The sequence below is a fragment of the Streptomyces sp. NPDC053048 genome, from assembly GCF_044547045.1.
Classification (GTDB): domain Bacteria; phylum Actinomycetota; class Actinomycetes; order Streptomycetales; family Streptomycetaceae; genus Streptomyces.
Genome location: NZ_JBITZS010000008.1, coordinates 104,962 through 131,284 on the forward strand (window position 1 = coordinate 104,962; position 26,323 = coordinate 131,284).

Consider the following 26,323-nt stretch of genomic DNA (forward strand, 5'->3'; position numbering starts at 1 on the left):
GATGCGTGCCCGCCGCGCACTGCCTCCCATCCGGACTTTAACCGTCGGTCCAGGAATTTCACCTGGTCAACCGGCCGCTGGTTGCGGTCGGGTCGCGGACTGTAACCGCCGGTTCGGACTTTCACCGACCCCGGAGTGCGCTGCGTAAATTGGATCAATTTTACGGTACTAGGTGTCTGACCTGCGGATTCTTCGAATTCCGCAGCTCCGACGTGTCCGAGCGTACGACGGACGGCGCCGCGGTGTCCACGGGGACTTGACAGAGTGCGCGGGCTCACATCCGCCACTCGCGCACCCCGGCCCGGAACGCCGTCGCGCAGTTGGTCCGTACCTATTGACGCACTGGTCTAGTCCTCTTAACCTCTGCCACACCTCCGAGGAGCACGGCCCGCCGGTGCGCGCGCACCACGGGCCACAGCACGTCGCACACCCCCGCATCGCTCATTCATGAGCCCCCCACTGGAGGAACCCGAACGTGTTGTCCCGCATGAGCACCACCGATCACCCCACCGGAAACAGACCCGGCCGGCCCCGCCTGCGCGGGAGCGTCGCCCTCGTGTCGGTGGGCACCGCGCTGGCCGGCCTGCTGGCCGGCACGCTCTCCGCGACCGCCTCGCAGGCCGAGGACCACGCCGCCTGCCGGCCGGACGGCCTGTACGCCACACCGGGCGTCGACGTCCCCTACTGTTCGGTCTACGACAGCGCCGGGCGCGAGAAGATGGGCACCGACCACCAGCGCCGCGTCATCGGCTACTTCACCGGCTGGCGCACCGGCAAGGACGGCACCCCCGCCTATCTCGCCTCAGACATCCCCTGGGACAAGGTCACCCACCTCAATTACGCCTTCGCACACGTCGGACCCGACGACAAAATATCCGTCGGCGCGGACGGCCCGAACAATCCGGCGACCGGAATGACCTGGCCCGGCACACCGGGCGCGGAAATGGACCCGGCCCTCCCCTACAAGGGCCACTTCAACCTGCTGAACACCTACAAGAAAAAGCATCCGCAGGTGAAGACGCTGATATCCGTCGGCGGCTGGGCGGAGACCGGCGGCTACATCGACGAGAACGGCAGGCGCGTCGACTCCGGCGGCTTCTACAAAACGGCGACGAATGCCGACGGATCCGTCAACCAGGCCGGGATCGACACCTTCGCGGATTCCGCCGTCGCGTTCGTCAAGAAGTACGGATTCAACGGCGTCGACATCGACTACGAGTACCCGACCTCGATGAAGGACGCCGGGAACCCCAAGGACTGGGCCCTGGCCAACGCCCGGCGCGGCGGGCTCAACAAGGGCTACGCGGCGCTCATGAAGACGCTGCGCGAAAAGCTCGACCGGGCCGGCGCCGCCGACGGCAAGCACTACCTGCTCTCGGTCGCCGCCCCCTCCTCCGGCTATCTGCTGCGCGGCATGGAGACGTACCGGAGCACCAAGTACCTGGACTACGTCAACGTCATGTCCTACGACCTGCACGGCGCCTGGAACGAATTCGTCGGCCCCAACGCGGCCCTGTACGACGACGGAAAGGACGCCGAACTCGCCAAGTGGGGCGTCTACACCACCGCCCAGTACGGCGGCACCGGCTACCTCAACGGCGACTGGTCCTACCACTACTTCCGGGGCGCCCTGCCGCCCGGCCGCGTCAACCTCGGCCTGCCGTACTACACCCGCGGCTGGAAGAACGTCACCGGCGGCGGCAACGGCCTGTGGGGCACCGCGAAGACGACGAACTGTCCCGCCGGCTCGGGCCTGACGACGTGTGGTGACGGCGCCGTGGGCATCGACAACCTCTGGCACGACAAGGACGACGCCGGCAAGGAGTCGCCCGCCGGGTCCAACCCGATGTGGCACGCGAAGAACCTGGAGAAGGGCGTCGTCGGCGACTACGCCGACCGGTACGGCTTCCCCGCCGGCACCAAGCTCACCGGCACCTACGCCCGGCACTACGACGCCACGCTGACCGCCCCCTGGCTGTGGAACGCCGAGAAGAAGGTCTTCCTCTCCACCGAGGACGAGCAGTCGGTGAAGGCCAAGGCCCAGTACGTCGTGGACAAGGGCCTCGGCGGCACCATGATCTGGGAGCTGGCGGGCGACTACGGCTGGAACGCGGGCAAGGGCCAGTACGAGCCGGGCTCCACGCTCACCACCGCCCTGTACGACGCGTTCCGCTCCGCCCCCGCCTACGGCGCGAAGCGGGCGACGACCGAGGTGCCCAGCCAGGCGCTCGACCTCGGCGTGAGCTTCACCGACTTCCCGCTCGGCGACTCCAACTACCCCATCAACCCCAAGATCCGCATCACCAACAACACCAGGACCACCGTCCCCGGCGGCGCCGAGTTCCAGTTCGACTACGCCAACTCCGCACCCGGCAACGCCAAGGACCAGTCGGGCTGGGGCCTGAAGGTCGTCCGCTCCGACCACACCGCCGCGAACAACATCGGCGGCCTCAAGGGCGACTACAACCGGGTCTCGGTGAAGCTGCCCGCCTCGCAGCCGCTGGCGCCCGGCGCCACGGCGGTCATCGACTTCGTCTACTACCTGCCGACCTCCACGCCCTCCAACTGGACGGTCGGCTTCGGCGGCCGGACGTACGCCCTGGCGGGCGACCTGGCCCGCGGCACCACGGTGGTCGACCCGGGCGGCGCCACGCCCACCCCGACCCCCACTGCGACACCGACGTCCACGCCCACGTCCACGCCCACGTCCACGCCCACGTCCACGCCGACCGGAACCCCGACCGGCACCCCCACCGGCGGCACCTGCGCCGCGCCGTCCTGGGACGCGACGGCCGCCTACAACGGCGGCGCCACCGTCTCCTGGAAGAGCCACACCTGGAAGGCCAAGTGGTGGACCCGGGGCGAGGAGCCCGGCTCCACCGGCGAGTGGGGGGTCTGGCAGGACCAGGGCACCTGCTGATGCACTGAAAGGAACAGGGGCCGGACGGCGGACGGGAGCGGCATGAGCGGGAACACCGGGCCGACGGACGCCGGGCTGCGCCGGGCACGGATCGCGATATCAGCGGTCTTCGCCGTGCACGGCGCGGTCACCGGCAACTTCGCCACCCGCATCCCCTGGCTCCAGGAGCACGTGGGCATCGGCTCCGGCCTGCTCGGCCTCGCGCTCGTCTGCCCCGCGATCGGCGCGTCCCTGGCGATGCCGCTCGCGGGGCGGGTCGGTCACCGTCTCGGGACGCGGGCGGCGTTGCGCGTCCTGCTCGCCCTGTGGTGCGCGTCCCTGGTGCTGCCCGCCCTCGCCCCCGGCATGATCGCCTTCTGCGCGGCGCTCGCGGTGTACGGGGCCACGTCCGGGATGGCGGACGTGGCCATGAACGCGCTCGGCGTGCGGACCGAGGAGCGGCTGGGCCGCTCGATCATGTCGGGGCTGCACGGCATGTGGAGCGCGGGCGGGCTCGCCGGATCGGCGGCGGGCACGCTCGCCGCGCACGCCGGCACCGACGCCCGCGTCCACCTCGGGATCGCGGCGGGCGCGCTCGTCCTGCTCGGCACGGTCGCCTGCCAGGGGGTGCTCGACCTGCGCACGGCGGCCGGCGAGCGTCCGCCGCCGCGCTTCGCGCTGCCGCCGCGCCCGGCGCTGGCGATCGGGGCGGTCGGCTTCTGCGCGGTCTTCGCCGAGGGGGCGAGCCTGGACTGGTCGGCGGTCTACCTGCGCGATGTCATCGGCTCCGCCCCGGGCGTGGCGGCCGCCTGCACCACGGCGTTCGCCTGTGCGATGGCCCTGGCCCGGTTCGCGGGCGACGCGGTGGTGCGGCGCTACGGGCCGGTGCTCACCGTCCGTGCGAGCGGAGTGGTGGCGGTTCTCGGCGGCGCCCTGGTCGTCGCCTCGGGCGGCCCGGCCTCCGTCATCGCCGGGTTCGGCCTGCTGGGCGTGGGGGTCGCGGTGGTCGTGCCGCTCGCCTTCGCGGCGGCCGGGCGCAGCGGGCCGCGGCCGGACCAGGCCATCGCGGGCGTGGCGACCATCGTCTATTCCTCGGCGCTGGTGGCGCCGGCCGCCATCGGGCAGATCGCGGGGGCCACCTCGCTGGTGGTGTCCTTCGCCCTGGTGACCGCGCTGGCGACGGGGCTGGTGGCGGGGGCGGGTCTGCTGGGTTCCCCGGCGGAGCCGCGCCGCTCCGTTCCGCTGCCGGAGCGGACGCGCCGCCGCGGGCCGTGACCCGGACCCCGAGGGGGTCGGGCACGGCCCGCGGTGGAGGGGGACCGTCAGGCGCGGTGCGTCAGGTCAGAACCACCAGTGGCCGCCGCCGTGGTGGCCGCCGTGACCGTTGCAGTCGTCGTGGCCGCCGTTGTGGTGGCCGTTGTGGCCGCCCCAACCGCCCCACTTGCCGCCGCAGTCGTCGTTGTGGTTGCCCCAACCGTTGTTGTGGCCCCAGCCACCCCAACCGTTGTTGTGGCCACCCCAGCCCCAACCGCCGTGGTTCTTCCACTTGCCGATGAAGATGCCGCTGAAGCTGTGGCCGTTGTTGTGGTTCCAGCCGTTGTTGTGGTGCCCGTAGCCGCCGTGGCGGCGGCCGTGGTCGCAGTCGTCCCGGTCGTAGTGGTGACGCCCGCGGTCGCAGTCCCGGTCCCGGTCGTGGTGACGCCCACGGTCGCAGTCCCGGTCCCGGTCGTAGCGGTCACGGTCGCGGCCTCGGTCGCAGTCCCGGTCACGGTCGCGGTCGTAACGGTCGCGGTCGCGGCCCTTGTCCTTGTCGCGGCCCTTGTTCTTGTCCTTGTCCTTGTCGCGGCCCTTGTCACGGTCGCGGCCCTTGTCGCGGTCGCAGTCCCGGTCGCGGCCGCGGTCACGGCCTCGGTCGTGGTCGTCGTCCCAGCTCGAGGTCTGGGCGCCCGACGCGATCTGCGGCGCGGCCTGAGCCACTCCGGCGAGCGGAATGATGGTTGCGCCGGCGATGAACGCGGCGGCCGCTGTGCGGCCGACGAGGTTACGCATGTGTGTCTCCTGAATTGCAGGAAATCGGACACCGGACACATACCTCGCATGAACTGATAAACAGCCGGTGCGTCTGGCCATACAGCCCTACGAGGTGTTTATTGCGCCGATCGCAGCAACGTGCCGGCCCGCCCCGGACGGCGAGGAGCACCGTCCGGCCCGGCTTAGCATGGTCCGGATCACCACAACGCGAACATATTGGGAGCAGCCATGGGCCTCGGCGTCCGCTGGACCCTGCACGGCGACGGGCGCACCCCCGCCCCCGGAGCCGTCGTCAGACCGGATGAGCGGCTCTCGTGGCCGAGGACCGCGGGCCTGGGCGCCCAGCACGTGGTCGCAATGTTCGGCGCGTCGTTCGTGGCGCCCGTGCTGATGGGGCTCGACCCGAACCTCGCCATCATGATGTCGGGCGTCGCCACGATCCTGTTCCTGCTGGCGACCCGGGGACGGGTGCCCAGCTATCTGGGCTGCAGCCTCTCGTTCGTCGGGGTCGCCGCGATCATCCGGGCGCAGGGCGGGGACAGCGCGGCGGTCACCGGCGCGATCCTCGTCGTCGGCGCGGTGCTGTTCCTGAGCGGTCTGGCGGTGCGGAGGTTCGGCGCGCGGATCATTCACGCGACGATGCCGCCGGTGGTGACCGGCGCGGTCGTGATGCTGATCGGCTTCAACCTGGCGCCGGTGACGGCGAGCACGTACTGGCCGCAGGACCAGTGGACGGCGTTGCTGACGATGCTCTTCACCGGGCTCGCGGTGGTGTGCCTGCGGGGCTTCTGGTCGCGGGTCGCGATCTTCCTCGGGCTGGTCTTCGGCTATGTGCTCTCCTGGGTCCTGGACCGGGTCTTCGGGAAGATCCACTCGGTGCACGGCGGCACGGAGGCCGTCGACCACTGGCGACTGGACCTGTCCGGGGTGGGCAAGGCGGACTGGATCGGCCTGCCCTCGCTGCACACGCCGAGCTTCGGCTGGTCGGCGGCGCTGGTGGCGCTGCCGGTGGTCATCGCGCTGATCGCGGAGAACGCCGGGCACGTCAAGGCGGTCGGCGAGATGACGGGCGACCGGCTGGACGACCAGCTGGGCACCGCGATCGCCGCGGACGGCGCGGCGACGGTGCTCTCCACCGCCGTCGGCGGCCCCGCCAACACCACGTACTCCGAGAACATCGGCGTCATGGCGGCCACCCGGGTCTACTCCACCGCCGCCTACTGGGCCGCGGCCGGGTTCGCGCTGCTCTTCGGCCTCTGCCCGAAGTTCGGCGCGGTCGTCGCGGCCATCCCGGGCGGGGTGCTGGGCGGCATCACCGTGATCCTCTACGGCATGATCGGCCTGCTGGGCGCGCAGATCTGGGTGCACAACAAGGTCGACCTGCGCAATCCGCTGAACCTGGTGCCGGTCGCGGCGGGCATCATCATCGGCGTGGGCGGGGTGAGCCTGAAGTTCAGCGAGAACTTCGAGCTGGGCGGCATCGCGCTGGGCACGATCGTGGTGATCACCGGTTACCACGCACTGGGCGCCCTGGCCCCGGCCCACCTCAAGGAGCAGGAACCGCTGCTGGACGAGGGCACCAGCGGCTACGACGACGCGGCCGTCGAGGGCACCGGCGAGGACAAGGGCACGGCCCCGCGCGGAGCCTGACGAACCGTTCACCCGTTCGGGCTAAATACCCAGGCGGGCCGCCTACGCTCCGTGTTCAGCTGTCACTCTGTGCATATGACGAGGGCGGGGGCAGGGGCAGGGGCAGGGGCAGGGGTACGGTCGGCGGATCCCGCCGGCATCGACTGGGTGCTGGCGCGGATGCGGGCTCTGGAGGCCGGGCTGCCGCCGAGGGACGGCGTCGCCGTCTTCAACCGCGTCTACCTGGCGGTCACACAGGAGGTCGCCCGCCGGGTGACGGCGGGCGGCTTCGGCGACCGGGCGGCGGCCGCCGAGCTGGACGTGCGCTTCGCCCGGCGCTATCTGCACGCCGTCGACCAGGCGGCCGCGGGCCGGCGGCCGCCGGCCTGCTGGCGGCCGCTGTTCCAGCTGCGGGGCCACCCCGCCGTCCAGCCCCTGCAGTTCGCGCTGGCGGGGATCAACGCCCACATCGGCCACGACCTGGCCCTGGCCCTCGCCGACACCTGCCGGGCCCGCGGCCTCGAACCGCGCGCCCTGGAGGGCGACTTCAACCGGATCGGCGCGCTGCTGGTCGCCATGGAGGAGCGCATCCGGGAGGAGCTGATGCCCGGCCCCGACATCCTGGACGTGGCCGATCCGCTCACCCACCTGGTCGGCTCGTGGACCCTCGAGGCCGCGCGGAACGCGGCCTGGGCCTCGTTCCGCGCGCTGTGGGCGCTGCGGGCGCTGCCCGACCTGACGGAGGAGCTCACCGACCGCGTCGACGCGAGCGTGGGGATGGTGGGCCGGTGTCTGCTCACACCGCTGGGCTGACGCGCGTACGGACGTACGCGCGCCGCCCGGCGGCATCAGTCCTCCGGCAGCTCGACGGGCGCGATCTCGTCGTAGACGTCGCCCGGCCCGGGGTTGGTGGCGTCCGTGCCGCCGCCGAACTGGTGCATGACGCCCCACACCGCGTTGAGCGCGGTCTGCACGGCACCCTCGGCCCAGCCGGCCGTCCAGGAGATGTCGTCACCCGCGAGGAAGATGCCGCGCTTGTCCTCGGGCAGGCGGTCCTGCATGAAGTGGGTGAACAGGCGCCGCTGGTAGCGGTAGTGGCCCGGCAGGTTGGCCTTGAACGCGCCCATGAAGTAGGGCTCGTTCTCCCAGGAGATCGTCACCGGGTTGCCGATGATGTGCTTGCGGATGTCGACCTTGGGGTAGATCTCGCCGAGCGACTTGAGCATGACCTCCAGACGCTCGTTCGCCGACAGCGGCAGCCACTTGAGGCTGTCGTCGCACCAGGTGTAGGACAGGCAGATCACGGCGGGCTTGTCCGGCCCGTCGTCCAGCAGGTAGGTGCCGCGCGTCATCCGGTCGGTGAGCGTCATCGACATCACGTCCCGGCCCGTCTCGGCATCCTTGTCCAGCCAGAACGGCCGGTCCACCGGGACGAACAGCTTGGACGACTCCATGTAGTGCGTGCGCTCCATCGCCGTCCAGTGGTCGATGGGGAACAGCGAGTCGTCGCACGCGATCTTGGACAGCAGCATCCAGGACTGCGCGGTGAAGATGGCCGCCTTGTACGTGCGGATGTCTCCGGTGGCGTCGGTGACCGTGATGCGGTTGCCCGCGGTGCGGTGCAGGCGGGTCACGGCCGGGCGGGGGGTGCCGCCGTGCAGCGAGGACAGCGAGGTGCCCGGCGCCCAGTGGACGATCTTCTCCGGCTCGCGCTCCCACAGGCGCAGCGGCAGCTGCTGGCTGCCGCCGACGATGCCGCGGTGGTGGTCGTCGGCCTCGGTGTAGACGACGCGGAGGATCTCCAGGATGGAGTTGGGGAAGTCGGTGTCCCAGCCGCCGGTGCCGAAGCCGACCTGGCCGAAGATCTCACGATGCCGGAAGGACTTGAAGGCCTCGGACTCGCAGAGGAAGCCGTAGAAGGTCTGGTTGTCGAGCTTCTCGACCAGCTTCGCCCAGATCTCCCGGATGCGCGGCACATCGCGCTCGCGCATGGCGCGGTTCATGTCGGAGAAGTCCGCGCCCTCCTCCAGGCAGGCGTTCCACGCCTGGGCCACGTCGCGGTAGACCTGCGGCAGGTCGTCGATCGTCTCCGCGTAGTGGGACTCGCCCTTGAGGTCGACGACGGTGGAGGGGGTGGCGGGCGCCAGCGGGTTGGGGAACGGCTTGGTCTCCAGGCCCACCAGGTCGATGTAGTGCTGGAAGGCGGTGGAGGACGGCGGGAAGCGCATCGCGCCCATCTCGGCCGTCAGCTCGCCGCCCGCGCCCTCGGCGCAGCCCTCGAAGCCCACGGTCCGCAGCCGGCCGCCGATCTGGTCCGCCTCGTAGACGACGGGCTTGAGGCCCATCTTCATCAGCTCGTACGCGGCGATGATGCCGGAGAGCCCGCCGCCGATGACGGCTACCTCGGTGCCGTGCTCGGTGGCCGGCACCTGGCCCAGCCCCGCCGGGTGGGCGAGGAAGTCGTCGTAGGCGAAGGGGAAGTCCGGGCCGAACATGGTGATCGGCGGCTCGACGGGCTGGACCTGCTCGTGCTCGTCGTGGACGGCGGTGGGCACCGTGGACGTCATCGGCTGGACTCTCCTACTGGCAGGGGGGGTGTGGGGCGAGGGGGCGGGCGACGGCCCGTGGTCAGGTGAGCGAGGTGTACAGCTCGGGGCGGCGGTCGCCCAGGTAGGTGTTCTCCGCGCGCGAGGCCTTGAGCAGCCCGGGGTCCACGTCGGCGACGACCAGGTCCTCGGCCGCGCCGGCCCTGGCCCGCACGGTTCCGTCGGGCGCCGCGAGGCAGGACAGGCCGGCGAAGGTGAAGTCGCCCTCGTCGCCGCAGCGGTTGACGTAGGCGATGTAGAGCTGGCTCTCCCACGCGCGCGCCGGCACGATCGTCTGCGGAACGATCTCGTAGGGGCGCATCAGGGCCGTGGGCACGAGCAGCAGGTCGGTGCCGGCCAGCGCGTGGGCCCGCACGGCCTCGGGGAACTCGACGTCGTAGCAGATCAGCAGCCCGAGGCGGACGCCGTCGAGCTCGGCCTGGACGACGGGCCGCGCGCCGGGGGTGAAGGCGGCGGTCTCGTAGTCGCCGAAGAGGTGGGCCTTGCGGTAGTTCGCCAGCGGGCCGCCGTCGGGGCCGAAGAGCTGGACCGAGTTGAACACCGCCTCGCCGTCGAGCTCGGGGTAGCCGTAGCCGATGGCCAGGCCGTGCTCGGCGGCGATCCGGGCCACCGCCCGCGCGGCGGGCCCGTCGGCGGGCTCGGCACGGTCGCGCACGGCGTTCGCGTCGCCCAGCGCGTAGCCGGTCAGATACAGCTCGTTGGTCAGCAGCAGCCGGGCACCGGCCGCGGCGGCGCGGCGGGCGGCGGCGGAGAGCGCGTCGAGGCTGTCGTCGATGGCGGAGGGAACGCCGCTGGGGCCTTGGTACAGCGCGATACGCAGCGGCGTCATGCGGTTCCTCTTCGACTGGGCGACGGGTGGGTCAAACACGCATTCGTCAAACGCCTTGACGGTACGGTCCGGCGTCTTGGCCGGACAAGGCTCCGACGTTGCGCGCAGGCGGCGTATTCATTGCGCCTTTGCCCGCCTTCCCGGCGATTCGTTGCGCAAGGCCTCGCCTCGGACCGCGTCGCGTGCGTGGTACGCGCACGCCGCGCGGCCTCAGGGCAGCGTGACGCCCGACTGGACGGCCAGAACGGCCAGGCGGATGCGATTCGTCCGGCCGGTCTTCGACATGAGGCTGGCCACGTGCGTCTTGACCGTGGTGACGCCCAGATGCAGGCGGTCGGCGATCTCGCCGTTCGACAGCCCGGCCCCGACCAGGCCGAGCACCTCGCGCTCACGCGCGGTGATGCCCAGGGGGAGGCCGAGGGGCGGATCCGCAGCGTCCGGGCGGTGCCCGACGGCCTGGGCGACGAGGCGGCGCAGCGCGTCCCGGCTGAAGGGCGACTCGCCGGCGGCAGCCCTGCGAACGGCGTCGAGGAGCTCACCGGGCGGCGTGTCCTTGACCAGGAACCCGCAGGCCCCGGCGGACAGGGCCGGGTAGAGATGATCGTCGTCGTCGAACGTGGTCAAGGCCAGGACGCGGATGGTGGGGCGGGCGGCGAGAATGCGTTCCGTGGCCGCGATGCCCCCTCCGCCGGGCATACGCAGGTCCATCATGACGACGTCCGGTGCGAGGCTGTCGGCGAGGCGGACGGCCTCCGCGCCGTTGTCGGCCTCCCCGAGGACCTCGATGTCGGGCGCTGGGTCGAACAGCATGCGCAGGCCCATGCGGACCAGATGCTGGTCGTCGGCGATCAGCACGCGAATCATCGTTGCGGCTCCAGGGGATGTTCTGTGGTGAACCGCGTGCGCGCCTCGGCCGGCAGTTCGGCGGACAGCCGCCAACCGTACCCCTGTGGCCCGACGTCGAGCCGCCCGCCCAGCAGGTCGACGCGTTCGTGCATGCCGATCAGACCATGGCCGGTCAGCGGCCCGACCCGGTCGGGCACCGCGGACCGGCCACCGCCGTCGTCGCACACCGTGACGCGCACGGTGTCGTCGTCGGAGACCCGTACGGACATCTGGACGCGGGTACCGGTTCCGGCGTGCTTGGCGGTGTTGGCCAGCCCCTCCTGGGCGAGACGCAGCACGGCAAGCGCGCGTACGGCGTCCAGACCGGCGACGCCGGGATCCATGGCGAGGTCGACGGTCAGCCCGATGTGCCGACCGCGTTGCGCCACGGTGCGCAGGGCGGTCGGCAGGCCTTGCGAGCCGGCCAGGGCGGAGTCGGCGGTGGGACCGTCGGGGTCACGCAGCACGGCGACCAGACGGCGCAGGTCGGCCAGGGCCGCGCTGCCACTGGCGTGGAGGTCGTCGAAGACCTCGCTCACGCGTGGATCGCCGTCCGAGGCGGGGATGACGTGCCTGGCGATGCCGACCCGCAGGACCATCGAGGAGACGTGGTGGGCTACCAGGTCGTGCAGTTCACGAGCGATCGCGGTGCGTTCGGCGGCCCTGGCCGCCGCGATCCGCTGCTCCCCGCGACGCTCTTCCTCGGCCGCGCGGGCGCGCGCCTGCCGTGCCACGTCACCGAGCATCCGCACATACGCGCCCACCAGCAGCGGCAGGCCCGCCACAAACGCGGCCTTGTACAACACCGACGGCAGGTCTCCGGGCAGGTCGTCCCACCGGTTGACAACGACGGCCAGGGCGAGTGCCGCGGCGCCGACGACGGGTCGGCGCCCCCGCTGCCGCACCGTCAGATCGAAGAGTGTCAGGCTCGCCAGCACCTTCAGCGCGGGCACGACGCCCGCCCCCAGCGTGTGCGCCGCTACGACCAGCGCGGCGAGCGCGGGTACCACGGCGAGCGTCCACCGGCTGCCGGTCACGCATACGGTGACGGCGCACACGGCGAGGCTCCAGTCGCCGGGCCCGGACGGCCGGTGCAGCAGAAGTACATCTGCGACCAGGGCGGACGAGAGGACCAGCGCCCGGACGACGGCGTACCTGTCGTCGAATATGCGATCGATCCACGGTGGAGTCACGACGTCACCCTATGCGGCCGCAATTGGCGCGCCTCCTGCCCAGGGAGGAGGCATCCTCCTCCCACTGGCCGTGGGGTGCGACCGGCGGGCCGAGGGATCCGGGCCGGATACCCGGCAGCCTGACTGTCATGAACGCGAACACCGATGCGACGAACAGCGCGAGCAACGACGACAACACCGAGGGAACGCCTCTGCTGGGGATGAGCCGGCGCTCCCTCATCGGCGGGTCATCACTGGGCGCCGCCGGGCTCGCCGCCGCCTCTGTGCTCGGCACACCGACCGCGGCCGCCGCCCGGGACGGCCAGGGCGGCCGGGGCGGCCGGCGGTTCGAGGACAGGGCGGTACTCATCACGGGCGGGACGTCCGGCATCGGACGCGCCACGGCGCTGGCCTTCGCCGCCGAGGGAGCCAGGGTGGGATTCTGCGGGCGTCGCGAGGAGCTGGGCCGCCGGGTCGAGCGGGAGATCCGCGACGCCGGCGGCGAGGCCACATACATCCGTGCCGACGTGCGCGACCCTCGACAGGTCCAGCGGTTCGTGGACCGTGTGGCCGCCGCGTACGGCGGGGTGGACATCGCATTCAACAACGCCGGTATCGGGGGCGGCAAGCTGCCCCATGAGATGACCGTCGAGGAGTGGGACGACATCCAGCTCACCAACGCGCGGGGGGTGTTCCTGGCTATCAAGTACGAGGTTCCGTACATGCTCAAGGCGAAAGGCGGCGTGATCATATGCACGTCGTCCTCGGCGGCAGAGCAGGCTCGCCCCAACGGGGCGGCGTACACGGCCAGCAAGCGCGCGGTGCAGGGAATCGTGAAGGCTGCTGCGCTCGCATACGGAACGCAGGGCATACGCATAAACGCGATCCTGCCCGGCACCACCGACACCCCGTTCATCCGTCCCGCGGGCCTTTCGGACGCGGCCTGGGAGCAGTTCAAGAAGGCGTTCGGGCCTTTGAACATCGACGGTCTGGAGCGGGTGGCGGAGCCGCAGGAGATCGCGCGGGCGGTGCTGGCGCTGGCGTCCGGCGACTTCCCGTACATGACCGGAGCATCGGTGGCCGTCGACGGAGGGGCCACGGCGGGACGAAAGATGGTGCAGCCGCCCAAGAAGTGAACCCGGGTACCGAGGCCGGCACCGCCCGGGACGCGGGTGGTCCGCCTGCGAGCCCATCGGCGCCCGTGACTCAGGACGGTGCCCCGGAGCTGAAGCGGCGCAGCAGCGGTGAGAGGACCAGGACGGACTTGGTGCGCTCGACGAAGGGCTCGCCCGCGATGCGCTCCAGGACGCGCTCGAAGTGGCGCATGTCGGAGGCGAAGATCTGGACGATGGCGTCGGCCTCGCCGGTGACGGTGGAGGCGGACGCCACCTCGGGGTAGCGGGTCAGTCCCCGGTGGATGGCCTCGGGCGAGGTGTTGCGTCGGCAGTAGAGCTCGATGAACCCCTCGGTCTCCCAGCCGAGCGCCGCCGGGTCCACCCGGACGGTGAAGCCGGTGATGGCCCCCTCGGCGCGCAGCCTGTCCACACGCCGTTTGACGGCGGGCGCGGACAGGCCGACCTCCGCGCCGATGTCGGCGTAGGAGCGCCTGGCGTCTTCGGCCAGGGCATGCACGATGCGTTCGTCGAGCTCGTTCAATCGCACGGCGGGTGGATCACATTTCTACGGGTAACAGCTGGTCCTACCAGCAGTAGATCACGTGCCCGGCGGTGCTCCCGCCCCGATGGCGCGCATCGGCCTCTCAGGTGCCCAGGGTGACGCACATCGCGGAGGGGCCGGGAAAGTCCTCGATGAGGGCGTCCATCAGCACTTCGTCGACGTGCTGGCCCAGCCAGTGGCCCGACTTGCGGAAGCGCCCGGTGGGCCGGAAACCGGCCTTCTCGAAGGCGGTGATCCCGGCCCGGTTGGGCTCGAGGACCTTCAGCCACACCGCCCGCAGCCCGGCCAGGTGGAATCCCCAGTCCAGGGTGAGCCGGGTGGCCTCCTCGGCGAAGCGCTTGCCGCGCTGGTGCGGGGCCAGGAAGATCGTGAACTCGGCCCTGCGCTCGCGGGGGTCCACGCGCAGCGCGGTCAGGCCGACGGGCTGTTTGTCCTTGAGGCGCACGACCTCGAACCGTGCGTGGTCGCGGTCGTCGAGCTGCCGGTCCCACTCGTCGGCGTGGGCCTCCCAGGCCTGCGGGAAGCGGCTGCCCCGGCCGAGGATGGTTCCGGGGTCGGTCTCCCATTTGTGGTACTCGGTGAGCATCTCGTCGCGGGGCATGCCCAGGGCGAGGCGGTCGCCGGTCAGCAGGAGGTGGGGGCTGCTCATCGGATGTGATCCCTTCCGTGCCCCGGGCGGCCGGGCCGGGGCCGTCGAATGCCCGAATGGCTGCCGGGTCCGCGGAGAGCGGACCCGGCAGCCAGGGATCATAGGGCCGTACGGGTGAAGATCACTTCTTCCCGGACGCCTTGCGGGCCTTCGCGGAGGACTTCGCGGGGGCCTTGCGGTCCTTCGCGGTCGCCTTCGGAGCGGACTCGGTCGACTTGGCGATGGACTCGGTCACCTTGGCGGCGGATTCGGTCGGCTTCGTCGCGGACCCGGTCCCCGGCACCGCGGCCCCGGCCGGCTGCGCCTCGAGCGCGGCCTCCCTGGCCAGTCGCGAGCTGCGCATGCCGTAGGCGAAGTAGATGACCAGGCCGACGAGCATCCAGCCGCCGAAGACCTTCCAGGTCACGAAGTCCAGGCTGAACATCATGTAGACGCACAGACCGAAGCCGATCGCGGGGAAGACCGGGGCCAGCGGCACCGTGGTGTCACCGAAGGGCACACGCACACCCGAAAGCGGTACCCGGAAGCTGCGGTTCATGGTGGGGCGGGTGAACCGCAGCACGATGACGGCGACGTTGACCAGCGCGAAGGCGAAGAGGGTGCCGATGCTGGTGGCGTCCGCGAGCTGGCCGAGCGGGACGGCCGCGGCGAGCACGCCGCAGAACACGGAGACGATCACGGTGTTGGAGATCGGCACACCGCTCTTGCTGACCTTGGAGAAGGTCTTGGGCACCAGTCCGTCGCGGGACATCGCGAAGAGGATGCGGGTCTGGCCGTAGAGCACGGTGAGCACGACGCTGGCGATGGCGATGACGGCGCCGGCGGCCAGCAGGACGGACCAGAAGCCGTGACCGGTGACGTCCTTCATGATCCCGGCGAGCGCGGCCTCGGAGCCCTCGAACTTGTTCCACGGCAGCGCGCCCACGGCGATCGCCGCGACCAGCACGTACAGCGCGGTGACGATCAGCAGCGAGAGCATGATGGCCTTCGGCAGGTCCCGCTTGGGGTCCTTGGCCTCCTCACCGGCGGTGGAGGCGGCGTCGAAGCCGATGTAGGAGAAGAAGAGCGTGGCGCCCGCGGCGCTGACGCCACCGAGGCCCAGCGGCATGAACGGGGCGTAGTTGCCGGCCCGGATGCCGGTGAAGGCGACGGCGCAGAAGAGCAGCAGGGCCGCGATCTTCACCACGACCATGATCGTGTTGGCGCGGGCGCTCTCCTTGGCCCCGCCGAGCAGGAACGCCATGCACAGCAGCACCACGAGCAGGGCCGGCAGGTTGAAGATGCCACCGTCCACGCCGGGCGGGTTGGCCAGCGACTCGGGGATGGTGAAGCCGACCGTGCCCTCGAGGAGCTCGTTGAGGTACTGGCCCCAGCCGACGGCGACCGCCGCGACCGAGACGCCGTACTCGAGGATCAGGCACCAGCCGCAGACCCAGGCGACGACCTCGCCCAGCGTGGCGTAGGCGTAGGAGTAGGAGGAGCCGGAGACCGGGATGGTGCCGGCCAGCTCCGCGTAGGACAGCGCCGAGAACAGCGCGGTCAGGCCCGCGAGGACGAAGGAGATCACCACGGCGGGGCCGGCGTCGGGGACGGCCTCGCCCAGCACCACGAAGATGCCGGTGCCCAGCGTGGCGCCGATGCTGATCATCGTCAGCTGCCACATGCCGAGCGAGCGGCGCAGGCTGCCGCCCTCGCCCTGGCCGCCCTCGGCGACCAGCCGCTCGACGGGCTTGCGGCGCATCAGGCGGGTGCCGAAGCCGCTGGTCGGCAGCGGGGCACGCTTGTCGGTGCCGGTTGCTGCCGGCACTGCGCCTTTGTCCAACACTGGGGTCGCTCCCACAGGGGTCGCTCCGTTCATCACTGCCGGTCGGGGGGATCCGGTTCGGGAGCGACGGCACGACGGCGGCACCCAGGGCGCGCGCCGGCATGGCAGAGCAAACCCGTAGCGAGGGGTACCGCCGAGCAAGCGGTACCCGCCACTCCACGTTCTGCGCAGACCCTATGAGGTCAGGGCCCGCGCTCGTAATGCACCATTCTTGCGTATGCCCGTTCGATCATTGCGTCCGGGGACTCGGAACGGGTGATCGTTGCACGTCGTGTTATGAATCGGTACATGGGCAGCAAAAAAGGGGAGCAAAAAGGGGCGCGGTCCGGAATCGGACCGCGCCCCTTTTCCGGGACCGGGAAGGCTTACTGCCAGCTGGCGTGCAGCGGCTTGCCCTCGGCGTAGCCGGCGGCGCTCTGGACGCCGACGACGGCACGCTCGGCGAACTCCTCCAGGGAGCCCGCGCCCGCGTAGGTGCAGGAGGAACGGACGCCCGCGATGATCGAGTCGATCAGGTCCTCGACGCCCGGACGGGTCGGGTCGAGGAACATGCGCGAGGTGGAGATGCCCTCCTCGAACAGGCCCTTGCGCGCCCGGTCGTACGAGGACTCCTCGGAGGTGCGGTTGCGCACGGCACGCGCGGAGGCCATGCCGAAGCTCTCCTTGTACAGCCGCCCGTCGGCGGTCTGCTGCAGGTCGCCCGGGGACTCGTAGGTGCCGGCGAACCAGGAGCCGATCATGACGTTGGACGCGCCGGCCGCGAGGGCCATGGCCACGTCACGGGGGTGACGGACGCCACCGTCGGCCCAGACGTGCTTGCCGTACTTCTTCGCCTCGGCGGCGCACTCGAGCACCGCGGAGAACTGCGGGCGGCCCACGCCGGTCATCATGCGGGTGGTGCACATGGCGCCCGGACCCACGCCGACCTTGATGATGTCGGCGCCGGCCTCGATCAGGTCGCGCACGCCCTCGGCGGCGACGATGTTGCCCGCGACGATCGGGACCTGCGGGTCGAGCGCCCGGACGGCCTTGATCGCGGCGATCATCGTCTCCTGGTGGCCGTGCGCGGTGTCCACCACGATGGTGTCCGCACCGGCCGCCAGCAGCGCCTTGGCCTTGCCGGCCACGTCGCCGTTGATGCCCACGGCGGCGGCGATGCGCAGCTTGCCGTCCGCGTCGGTGGCGGGGGTGTACAGGGTCGCGCGCAGCGCGCCCTTGCGGGTGAGGATGCCGGCCAGCTTGCCGTCCTTGTCGACGGCGGGCGCCAGCTTGCGGTGGGCGGCGTCGAGCTTGTTGAACGCCTCGCGCGGGTCGATGTCGGCGTCCAGGAGCAGCAGCTCGGTGGACATGACCTCGGACAGCTGGGTGAAGCGGTCCACGCCGGTCAGGTCGTGCTCGGTGACGACGCCGACGGGGCGGTGCTCGTCGTCGACGACCACACCGGCGCCGTGCGCGCGCTTGGGCAGCAGGGACAGCGCGTCGGCGACGGTCTGGTGCGGCGTGAGGACGATCGGGGTGTCGAGCACGAGGTGGCGGCTCTTGACCCAGGAGATGACGTCGGTGACGACCTCGATCGGGATGTCCTGGGGGATGACGACGATGCCGCCGCGGCGGGCCACGGTCTCGGCCATGCGGCGGCCGGCGATCGCGGTCATGTTGGCCACGACGAGCGGGATGGTGGTGCCCGTGCCGTCCTGTGCGGAGAGGTCCACACCCTGGCGGGAACCGACCGCGGAGCGGCTCGGCACCATGAACACATCGTCGTACGTCAGGTCGTACGGCGGCTTCTGGTCATTGAGGAAACGCATACTGGCTCTCTCACCTGCGGTTTTGAGTACAAGGCGGGTGGGGAGTCAGCACCGAACCTGGCGCCGGATCGGGCTGAGGTTCCTGGACCCATCATCCATGATGCTCCGGCGTCATGGCCAATGTCTGTCACATTCTGTGACTTCTCCCAGAGCGGTCGGGGGCGGGTTTGTGGCTTTTGACAAGTGCCCGGGATGGACGTCCGGCCAGGGCGAGGACGGGCACGACGGCCAGCGCGAGCAGGCCGCCGCCCACTGCCAGCACGGGGAAGCCGCCGTGCGCGACGACCAGTCCCGAGGCCATGCCGCCGGTGGCGCCGGCCAGCGAGATGCCGACGTCCACCAGGCCCTGGGTCGAGGCGCGGGTGGCCAGCGGCACGGAGTCGGTGACGATGGCGGTGCCGCTGACGAACCCGAGGTTCCAGCCCAGACCCAGCAGGACGAGCGCCACCGCGAGCGCGGGCACGGACTCCGGCGGGGTCAGGGCGGCCAGCAGCCCGGCGACGAGCAGGGTGACGCCGGAGGCGGCCGCGACGCGCACCCGGCCGAGACGGTCGACAAGGTAGCCGGTCAGCGGCGAGGGCAGGAACATGGCCCCCACGTGGAGGGCGATGACGAGCCCGGCGGCCTGGGTGTCGTGGCCGTGCGCCTTCATGTGGACCGGCGTCATCGTCATGATCGCGATCATGGCGAGCTGGCTGAGGATCATGACGGCGGTGCCGGTGGCGATGCCGCGCACATGCCCCCGCCCGGCCGGGACGTCCCCGCCCTCCGGCTCGCCCGCGGGCTCGGGCGGCGCCGCCGCGGCGGCCCGCTCGCGGGCCAGTAGCAGCGGGTCGGGGCGCAGGAACGCCCCCAGGATGACGGTGGCCGCCGCGAAGGCGCCCACGGCCAGCAGGAAGGGACCGGCGAGGCGGGGGATGCCCCAGGTGTGCGCCACGTCACCGGTGACCGTCACCAGGGTGGGGCCGATGACGGCGCCGAGCGTCGTGGCGAACAGCACCATGCCCGCCGCCCGGCCGCGCCGCGCGGGCGCGGCCACGTCCACGCCGGCGTACCGGGCCAGCAGATTGGTGGCGGTCCCGGCCCCGTAGACCAGCAGCGAGAGGAAAAGCAGCGGCACGTTGTCCAGGGCGGCCGCCGCGACGACCCCGAGGCTGCCGACGGCGCCGGTCGCGTAGCCCACGGCGAGCCCGGGTCGGCGGCCCCGGCGCTGGCACAGCCGGCCCACGCCGACGGCCCCGAAGGCCGCGCCCGCGGTGAACAGGGCGCTGGGCACACCGGCGAGGCCGGTGGAGCCCAGCATCTCCTCGCCGAGCAGCGCGCCGACGGTGATCCCGGCCGCCAGTCCCGCGCCGCTGAGCAGCTGGGCGAGCACCAGGACGGTCAGGATCCGGCGCTGCTCGGGCGGCTCGTCGTTCGCGAAGTCCGTGGCGGGTACGGGGACTTCGGAGGTGCCGGCGCTCATGAAGCCAGCGGTTCGAGGGCCGCGATGTCCTCCAGCGTCATCTCCATCCGCTCGTACAGGAAGCGCACGATCGTCCAGTGCGGCAGCGCGCCCTCGTCGAAGGGGCCGAACTCCTGGCAGTACAGCGGGATCCAGCGCAGGGCCTCCTCGATCGACTTCTCGCGGCCCGGCTCCTCCTGGTAGTCCTCGTAGGCGATGCTGCGGTGGTGGATGAAGAAGCCGCCGGGCAGCTTCTCCTCGCACAGCTCCCGGTACTCGCGCGTCTGCAGGATCAGGTAGTGCCAGATCTCGTCGATCTCCTGCTCCACGGGCAGGAACAGGCCGCTGAGCCGGTCGCGGTGGCGGGAGATGAGGTACAGGTAGCGCAGGCACTCCAGGACCTGGCGCTCGACGTACTCCCTCTCGCCGCCGGTGGACTGCTCGAAGTACCGCACCACTTCCTCGTGGAGCGGGGCGCCGAGGAGGGCCTTGAGGTCGTCGGCGGAGACGTTCGGCTGTCGGTTCATGGCTTCTTCCGTCCGGGTGGGTCAGAGGTCTTTCACGAGCCAGGCGTACTTCCCCGACTTCCCGATGGGGATGTGCGGGCGGTGCTCGGTCTCGCAGTGCCGTCCGATCAGTTCGCCGACGCCCTCGGCCAGGGCGACGTCCTCGGCCGGGGCCAGCGGCGCGCCGTCGAAGGTGGTGTAGAGCAGGCGGGCCCGGTCGTCGCCCGTCACCTGGAGCTGGTGGACGAAGACGCGGTACGAGACGTCGCCGATGCGGTCGTCGAGGTCGGCCTGGGCCACGGGGCCGTTCGCCGAGGACAGCAACTCCTTCTCCCGGCCGCAGAAGCGGGAGATCCTGGACGGGTCGGGCGTGCCGTCCAGCGTGCGCGCGCAGTCGCCCGAGCGGTAGCGGATCAGCGGCATGTGCGGGTTGCGCACGCTCGTCACGATGAGGCTGTAGATCTCGCTGCCCGGGGCGACCGGGATCAGCTCGACGCTCATCTTGTCGAGGTAGGGCCAGTAGCGGCCGCGCCGGTCGCTGTAGTAGAGGTAGCCGAGTTCGGTGCTGCCGAAGAGGTCGACGATCGGGCACACGAAGTGCTGCTGCAGGAAGCGGCGGACGTTGACCGGGGTGTACTCGTAGGCGTGGATGATGCTGGCGGGCTCCGGGAAGTCGTCCCACAGGCCCCACTCGCTGACCTTCCGCACCAGATGCGCCAGGTGGTAGCTGGAGCAGTCGAGGTGGTACCAACCCTCGGGGTGCGCCCGCGCGGCCACCTGGATCTCGCCCAGCATCCGCTCGACCTCGTCGCGCTCCCACAGGGCCGGGTCGAGCCGCTGGTTGAGGTAGACCGTGCGGGCGTCGAGCCGGCGGTCCTCGAGCCCCGGCTCGGCGGCGGGCTGCGTGCCGCGCTTGGCCGCGTTGACGCGGGCGACGTGCTCGGTGGCCAACACCGTGGTCAGGGAGACCCGTTGGCAGCCCTGTTCCCAGGTGGCGGAGATGTCGGGGTGCTCACTCCACAGCCGGTAGTAGGAGTTGAGCAGGAAGTAGGGGGGCCGGATGATCTGCATGCGGGCGTGGTTGGTGCCCGTGGAGAGCACGAACTCCGCCTCGCCGCGCTCAAGTGCCGCCGCCAGGGCGGGAGTCATCCAGTTGTCGGGGAAGCCGCGCGCTATCTCGGGCTTCTCCAGTATCGGGAAGTGGCCCTGCTCGATCGACGTCCGGTAGATCGGCACGTCCTTGACCAGGTCGACGACGTCCGCGGCCGGCTGACCCTTCATTGCCACCCCCAGGTGCACTCGGAGAACGAAAGGCCCCGGGCGGGAACCCGGGGCGTGGCCCCGGAGCGGGCATCGGTACGGTGGGTTCCGTATGCCCGCTCCGCGGCCGGTGGTACCGGGTCAGGAGATACAACCGGCCTTGGGCGCGGCGCTGATGCAACCGGCCTTCGGGGCGGCGCTGATGCAGCCGTCCTTGGCGGCGGACGCCGAGTTGGCGGCGACCCAGCCCTGCCAGACCTGGTCCTGGGCCATCTTCTTGATGAGCTGTTCCATTTCGGTCCTCCGAAAAAGATGGAATATCGCGGCCACCCTGCACCTCTGCGCCGCGGGTTCCGACCGTAAAGCTCTGGCCAACGGAGTGTCAATGGTTGGCAATGTGACGCTGGCTCAAATACATTGCAGCGCCTACGAGTCAGGGCGGTCCCCCCGGAATGCCTCCGGGGAAACCGCCCTGATGTGATGAAACGAAGTGCCCCTGGGGAGGGGGCGGTTACGAGCCGTCCGGGTCCGCCCGGTCCAGCGCGGGGCGGGGACCGGGACCGGTCTCCAGCAGCAGGTAGTCGGCGGCCGCCGTGTCCGTCACCAGGCTGGTGACCAGACCCGAGCGCAGGACCGCGCCGATCGCCGCCGCCTTGCGCTGGCCGCCGGCGATCGCCACGACCTCCGGTATGCGGCGGAGCCGGTCCGCCTCGACGGTGATGCAGCGCTCGCCCAGGTCCCGGCCGATGCGCCGGCCCTCGGCGTCGAAGAGGTGCGCGGACATCTCGGCGGCCGCGCCGAGGGAGGCGTAGTGGGCGCGCTCCTCCTCGGTGAGCATGTCGTAGACGGTCGAGATGCCCGGCTCCCAGGAGCCGATGGAGACCGCGGCGACGGTGACCTTGTCGAAGTAGTCGAAGGCCCGTGCGATGCCCGTCTGGCCGCGCAGCGCGGCGGCGGTGGCCGTGTCGGGCAGCAGCATCGGCGCGTAGATCGGGTGCGCCTCGCCGCCGGAGACCTGGGCCGCCCGGCGGACGGCCTCCACCGAGCCGCGCTCGGCGGTACCCGCGTCGTAGACGCCGGTGAGCTGGACGACCGTGCACGGCGGCAGCCGGTGCAGGGCCGCGGCCATGTGGATGGTGGAGCGGCCCCAGGCGAGGCCGAGCACGTCGCCCTCGTGGACCAGCTCGCCGAGCAGGTCAGCTGCCACCTCGCCGAGGTTCTCGGGATCGGGCGCGTCGTCGGCCGCGTCGGCCGGGGACTCCACGACGACCGCGTGCCGCAGGCCGTAGCGGGAGCGCAGCGCGTCGGAGCGCTCCGCGTCCAGCTCCGCCGGCACCCGGATCTCGATCCGCACCAGGTCGCGCTCCAGTGCCGTCTCCAGCACCCGGGCGACCTTGAAGCGGCTCACGCCGAACTCCTCGGCGATCTGGATCTTCGACTTGCCCTCGAGGTAGAAGCGGCGGGCCATCGCCGCCGCCTGCACCAGCTCGGCGGGCCCCATAGGCGTGGCTGAACGGCCCGTCGACACCGCGGTCTCCTCACTATGTGGTCAAGAGCTGTCTTGTGGAGAGCTCTGGAGCTGTGGACTCGACGTCATCCTGTCAGATACGACGGTCCTTGATCAGGCCTTGACCTTCGCCTCAGCAATTCGGGCGAGGGCCGGGGCCACTCAGTGTGCGCAGGCCCAGGATGCGCCCGCGGTGGCCTTCTCCGCCTGCGCGCGCAGGGAGCGTACGGCCGCTGCCGGGTCGTCCATACCGTAGACGGCGGATCCGGCCACGAACACGTCCGCCCCGGCCTCCGCGCAGCGCTCGATGGTGGAGGCCGCCACACCGCCGTCGACCTGCAGCCAGATCGGCAGGTTGTGCCGGGAGATCAGCTCCCGGGTGCGGCGGATCTTGGGCAGCATGATGTCCAGGAACGCCTGGCCGCCGAAGCCGGGCTCCACGGTCATGATCAGCAGCATGTCCAGCTCGGGGAGCAGGTCCTCGAACGGCTCGATCGGGGTGGCGGGCTTGAGCGCCATCGACGCCCTCGCCCCCTGGCGGCGGATCTCCCGCGCCAGCCGCACCGGGGCCGCGGCGGCCTCGGCGTGGAAGGTGACCGAGCCCGCGCCCGCCTCGGCGTACTGCGGCGCCCAGCGGTCCGGATCCTCGATCATCAGGTGGCAGTCCAGCGGTGTGTCCGTGGCCTTGAGCAGCGACTCCACGACCGGCACGCCGAGCGTGAGGTTGGGCACGAAGTGGTTGTCCATCACGTCGACGTGGAGCCAGTCGGCGCCCTTGACGGCCTCCGCCTCCTCGGCGAGGCGGGCAAAGTCCGCGGACAGGATGCTGGGGTTGATCTGCACTGCCATGCCCCCAAGCCTGCCATGCCGCGCGGGGTGCGTTGACACGGGAGGGGCCTTGCGGCCCCTTTCCCGGCTCCCCGGGCCCGGCCCGGCCGTCAGGCCGTGCGGCGCAGCAGCGCCAGGTACATGGCGTCGGTGCCGTGCAGGTGCGGCCACAGCTGGACGTCGGGGCCCTCGCCCAGGGCCGGGACGCCCTGCATGTACGGGCGGGCGTCGATCCACTCGGCGTGCACGCCGTCGCGCTTGAGCACGTCGGCGACGACGGCCTTGGTCTCCGCCGGGTGCGGCGAACACGTGGCATAGCCGACGACACCGCCCACCCGCACCGCCCGCAGCGCCTCGCGCAGCAGGTCGCGCTGCAGGGGGCCGAAGCCGGACACGTCCTCGGGGCGGCGGCGCCAGCGGGCCTCGGGCCGGCGGCGCAGCGCGCCCAGGCCCGTGCACGGCACGTCGACCAGGACCCGGTCGAAGGAGCCCTGGCGCCACGGCGGGCGGGTGCCGTCGGCGGCGACGACCTGGTACGGGCCGGGGTTGCCGGCCAGCGCGCGCTCCACGAGCCGGGCGCGGTGCGGCTGCTTCTCGGAGGCCAGCAGCGCGGCACCGCGCTGCGCCGCGAGCGCGCCGAGCAGGGCGGCCTTGCCTCCGGGGCCCGCACAGCCGTCCAGCCAGCGCTCGTCCGGGCCCTCGAGCGGGACGGCGGCCAGGGCCAGGGCCACCAGCTGGCTGCCCTCGTCCTGGACGCCCGCCCGGCCCTCGCGCACGGCGTCCAGCGCGCCGGGCTCGCCGCCCTCGGCGAGCCGCACCGCGTACGGCGACCAGCGGCCCGGCAGCGCCGAGTCCTCGCCGGCCGCCGCCAGCAGCTCCTCGGTGGTGGCCCGGCCGGGGCGGGCGACCAGCGTCACCTCGGGGCGCTCGTTGTCCGCCTCGAGCAGGTCCTCGATGCCCGCCCGGGGGCCGCCGAGCGCGTCCCACAGGGCGGAGACGATCCAGCGGGGGTGGGAGTGGACGACGGCCAGGTGGTCCTCGGGGTCGTCCTCGTAGGGCGGCGCGACCCGCTCCAGCCAGCCGTCCAGGTCATGCGCGGCGATCTTGCGGAGCACGGCGTTGACGAACTTCGCCCGTCCGTCGCCGAGCACCACGCGGGCCAGCTCGACGCTGGCCGAGACCGCCGCGTGCGAGGGGATCCGGGTGCCGAGCAGCTGGTGGGCGCCCAGGCTCAGCACGTCCAGCACCGGCGGGTCGACCTCGCGCAGCGGCCGGTCGACGCACGCGGCGATGATCGCGTCGTAGGTGCCCTGGCGGCGCAGCGTCCCGTAGACGAGCTCCGTGGCCAGCGCGGCGTCGCGGGCCTGGAAGCCGTCCTTCTCGCGGGCCTTGCGCAGCAGCGGCGGCAGCACGAGGTTCGCGTAGGCGTCCCGCTCGTCCACGGCCCGCAGCGCCTCGAAGGCGAGGATCCGTACCGGGTCCTTCTGGGGCCGGCGGTAGGGCTTTGCGGGGCGCTTGCGGGGGGCCTGGTCGTTCACGAAAGGTGCTCCGGAGCTCAAGGTGGCGAAGGCCTCCAGCCTACGCCGCCCCCTCCGCGCCGAGCCGCTCGCCTGCGGCGATGCGCACGCCACGGGCCCAGTCGGCCGCCTGCATCGGCTTCTTGCCCTGCGGCTGGACCCACTGCAGCTGCACGGCGTGCGAGCCGGTGCCGATGTGGACGGAGTTCTTGGCGGCGGCGATCTCGCCGGGGGCGAGCCCGGTGCGGTCGGGTGCCGCGGCCAGGGACATCACCTTCAGCCGCTCGCCGCGGAACGTCGTCCAGGCACCGGGGGCGGGGGCGCAGCCGCGCACCACGCGGTCGACGCGCAGGGCAGGCGCGGCCCAGTCGATCCGGGCGTCCTCGACGTTGATCTTGGGGGCGAGCGAGATGCCCTCGGCGGGCTGCGGAACGGCCTTGAGGGTGCCGTCCTCGATGCCGTCCATGGTCGCCGCGAGCAGCCCGGAGCCGGCGAAGGCGAGCCGGGTCAGCAGGTCGCCGCTGGTGTCGGTGGGCCGCACCCGCTCGGTCAGCACGCCGTAGACGGGCCCGGAGTCCAGGCCCTCCTCGATGAGGAAGGTGGAGGCGCCGGTGACCTCGTCACCGGCCAGGATCGCGTGCTGCACGGGGGCGGCGCCGCGCCAGGCGGGCAGCAGCGAGAAGTGCAGGTTCACCCACCCGTGGACGGGGATGTCCAGCGCGGCCCTGGGCAGCAGGGCCCCGTAGGCGACGACCGGGCAGCAGTCGGGGGCGATCTCGCGGAGCCGGGCGAGGAAGTCCTCGTCGCGCGGCCGGGCGGGCTTGAGCACCTCGATGCCGGCCTCCTCCGCGCGCTCGGCGACGGGGCTGGCGACCAGCCGGCGGCCGCGCCCGGCCGGGGCGTCGGGCCGGGTGACGACGGCGACGACCTCGTGGCGCTCGGAGGCGATCAGGGCGTCGAGGGCGGGTACGGCGACCTCGGGGGTACCGGCGAAGACGAGCCTCATGGGTGGCGAACAACCTCTCTCGCGGAACGGCGCCCAAGTCTAGAGGTGTCACGCCCTCAGGGGGCGTGCGGGCTGGCGCGCGCCCCATTCCGGCGGATGTACGCCCCCATACCGTGACCCAGCGGCCCGTGGCGCGTTGGGTCAAGAGAGATTGACCGGAACGGGCCGCAACAGGGGCCCGCTTCCCTTGCGTTGACTGCCGAGCATTCGTCAATTCCCGTCCGATTCCATCCGAATTCCCTCCC

Annotated in this window: 22 protein-coding genes and 1 riboswitch; of the genes, 5 read left to right on the top strand and 17 right to left on the bottom strand. The window is 71.7% G+C overall.

The window, feature by feature from the left end; genetic code table 11:
• Positions 1-12: 12 nt before the first annotated feature.
• A riboswitch (FMN riboswitch) is annotated at positions 13-143 on the bottom strand.
• A gap of 344 nt (positions 144-487) precedes the next feature.
• Positions 488-2,920 (top strand): chitinase C-terminal domain-containing protein, encoded by a 2,433-nt coding sequence (locus ACIG36_RS22095; protein ID WP_399930354.1) that lies wholly within the window; start codon positions 488-490, stop codon positions 2,918-2,920.
• Between the two features lie 42 nt (positions 2,921-2,962).
• Positions 2,963-4,174 carry an MFS transporter gene (locus tag ACIG36_RS22100; RefSeq protein ID WP_399930355.1) on the top strand — a complete coding sequence of 404 codons (1,212 nt, stop codon included), beginning with the start codon at positions 2,963-2,965 and terminating at the stop codon, positions 4,172-4,174.
• Between the two features lie 66 nt (positions 4,175-4,240).
• Here ACIG36_RS22100 and ACIG36_RS22105 read toward each other — a convergent pair whose 3' ends face one another.
• On the bottom strand, positions 4,241-4,948 hold the full coding sequence (locus ACIG36_RS22105; protein WP_399930358.1) for a hypothetical protein: 708 nt from the start codon (positions 4,946-4,948) through the stop codon (positions 4,241-4,243).
• 210 nt (positions 4,949-5,158) lie between these two features.
• On the opposite strand from ACIG36_RS22105, the gene ACIG36_RS22110 reads away from it, so the two are divergent.
• Positions 5,159-6,580, top strand: a complete 1,422-nt coding sequence (locus ACIG36_RS22110) for a uracil-xanthine permease family protein (protein WP_399930361.1) — start codon at positions 5,159-5,161, stop codon at positions 6,578-6,580.
• A gap of 75 nt (positions 6,581-6,655) precedes the next feature.
• Positions 6,656-7,372: a DUF5995 family protein gene (locus tag ACIG36_RS22115; protein ID WP_399930364.1), complete on the top strand. Its 717-nt coding sequence runs from the start codon at positions 6,656-6,658 to the stop codon at positions 7,370-7,372.
• Between the two features lie 35 nt (positions 7,373-7,407).
• Here ACIG36_RS22115 and ACIG36_RS22120 read toward each other — a convergent pair whose 3' ends face one another.
• The 4 genes from ACIG36_RS22120 to ACIG36_RS22135 all read right to left on the bottom strand — a co-directional run bounded on the left by ACIG36_RS22120 (position 7,408) and on the right by ACIG36_RS22135 (position 12,072).
• Positions 7,408-9,126, bottom strand: a complete 1,719-nt coding sequence (locus ACIG36_RS22120; RefSeq protein ID WP_399930365.1) for a flavin monoamine oxidase family protein — start codon at positions 9,124-9,126, stop codon at positions 7,408-7,410.
• 61 nt (positions 9,127-9,187) lie between these two features.
• Positions 9,188-9,994, bottom strand: coding sequence for a carbon-nitrogen hydrolase family protein (locus ACIG36_RS22125; RefSeq protein WP_399930367.1), 807 nt, complete (start codon positions 9,992-9,994; stop codon positions 9,188-9,190).
• A gap of 210 nt (positions 9,995-10,204) precedes the next feature.
• On the bottom strand, positions 10,205-10,858 hold the full coding sequence (locus tag ACIG36_RS22130; protein ID WP_399930369.1) for a response regulator: 654 nt from the start codon (positions 10,856-10,858) through the stop codon (positions 10,205-10,207).
• The gene (locus ACIG36_RS22135; RefSeq protein ID WP_399930372.1) at positions 10,855-12,072 is read right to left on the bottom strand and encodes a sensor histidine kinase; all 1,218 of its coding nucleotides are present in this window, start codon (positions 12,070-12,072) and stop codon (positions 10,855-10,857) included. The genes ACIG36_RS22130 and ACIG36_RS22135 overlap by 4 nt, the downstream gene beginning before the upstream one ends.
• 128 nt (positions 12,073-12,200) lie before the next feature.
• Here ACIG36_RS22135 and ACIG36_RS22140 point away from each other — a divergent pair, with 128 nt between their 5' ends.
• Positions 12,201-13,187, top strand: coding sequence for an SDR family NAD(P)-dependent oxidoreductase (locus ACIG36_RS22140; RefSeq protein ID WP_399930374.1), 987 nt, complete (start codon positions 12,201-12,203; stop codon positions 13,185-13,187).
• A gap of 70 nt (positions 13,188-13,257) precedes the next feature.
• On the opposite strand, the gene ACIG36_RS22145 is transcribed toward ACIG36_RS22140, so the two are convergent.
• The 12 genes from ACIG36_RS22145 to fmt form a co-directional block, all read right to left on the bottom strand.
• Positions 13,258-13,713 (bottom strand): Lrp/AsnC family transcriptional regulator, encoded by a 456-nt coding sequence (locus ACIG36_RS22145; protein ID WP_190065105.1) that lies wholly within the window; start codon positions 13,711-13,713, stop codon positions 13,258-13,260.
• Between the two features lie 97 nt (positions 13,714-13,810).
• Positions 13,811-14,377: a GNAT family N-acetyltransferase gene (locus ACIG36_RS22150; RefSeq protein ID WP_399930377.1), complete on the bottom strand. Its 567-nt coding sequence runs from the start codon at positions 14,375-14,377 to the stop codon at positions 13,811-13,813.
• A gap of 121 nt (positions 14,378-14,498) precedes the next feature.
• Positions 14,499-16,202, bottom strand: coding sequence for an amino acid permease (locus ACIG36_RS22155; protein ID WP_399930380.1), 1,704 nt, complete (start codon positions 16,200-16,202; stop codon positions 14,499-14,501).
• A 365-nt stretch (positions 16,203-16,567) separates the two neighbouring features.
• Positions 16,568-18,010 carry a GuaB1 family IMP dehydrogenase-related protein gene (locus ACIG36_RS22160; protein ID WP_399930382.1) on the bottom strand — a complete coding sequence of 481 codons (1,443 nt, stop codon included), beginning with the start codon at positions 18,008-18,010 and terminating at the stop codon, positions 16,568-16,570.
• A 127-nt stretch (positions 18,011-18,137) separates the two neighbouring features.
• Positions 18,138-19,475 (bottom strand): MFS transporter, encoded by a 1,338-nt coding sequence (locus ACIG36_RS22165; RefSeq protein ID WP_399930385.1) that lies wholly within the window; start codon positions 19,473-19,475, stop codon positions 18,138-18,140.
• Positions 19,472-19,981 (bottom strand): hypothetical protein, encoded by a 510-nt coding sequence (locus ACIG36_RS22170; protein ID WP_399930388.1) that lies wholly within the window; start codon positions 19,979-19,981, stop codon positions 19,472-19,474. The genes ACIG36_RS22165 and ACIG36_RS22170 overlap by 4 nt, the downstream gene beginning before the upstream one ends.
• Positions 19,982-20,002: 21 nt before the next feature.
• Entirely contained in the window at positions 20,003-21,241 is a 1,239-nt protein-coding gene (locus ACIG36_RS22175; RefSeq protein ID WP_399930391.1) for a hypothetical protein, read from the bottom strand.
• Between the two features lie 120 nt (positions 21,242-21,361).
• Entirely contained in the window at positions 21,362-21,514 is a 153-nt protein-coding gene (locus tag ACIG36_RS22180; protein ID WP_399930394.1) for a hypothetical protein, read from the bottom strand.
• 217 nt (positions 21,515-21,731) lie between these two features.
• Positions 21,732-22,721, bottom strand: a complete 990-nt coding sequence (locus ACIG36_RS22185) for a sugar-binding transcriptional regulator (RefSeq protein ID WP_399931200.1) — start codon at positions 22,719-22,721, stop codon at positions 21,732-21,734.
• A 168-nt stretch (positions 22,722-22,889) separates the two neighbouring features.
• On the bottom strand, positions 22,890-23,576 hold the full coding sequence (gene rpe, locus ACIG36_RS22190; RefSeq protein ID WP_399930397.1) for a ribulose-phosphate 3-epimerase: 687 nt from the start codon (positions 23,574-23,576) through the stop codon (positions 22,890-22,892).
• Between the two features lie 89 nt (positions 23,577-23,665).
• On the bottom strand, positions 23,666-25,093 hold the full coding sequence (locus ACIG36_RS22195) for an RsmB/NOP family class I SAM-dependent RNA methyltransferase (RefSeq protein ID WP_399930401.1): 1,428 nt from the start codon (positions 25,091-25,093) through the stop codon (positions 23,666-23,668).
• A 40-nt stretch (positions 25,094-25,133) separates the two neighbouring features.
• Positions 25,134-26,078, bottom strand: coding sequence for a methionyl-tRNA formyltransferase (gene fmt / locus ACIG36_RS22200; protein ID WP_399930404.1), 945 nt, complete (start codon positions 26,076-26,078; stop codon positions 25,134-25,136).
• Between the last annotated feature and the right edge of the window lie 245 nt (positions 26,079-26,323).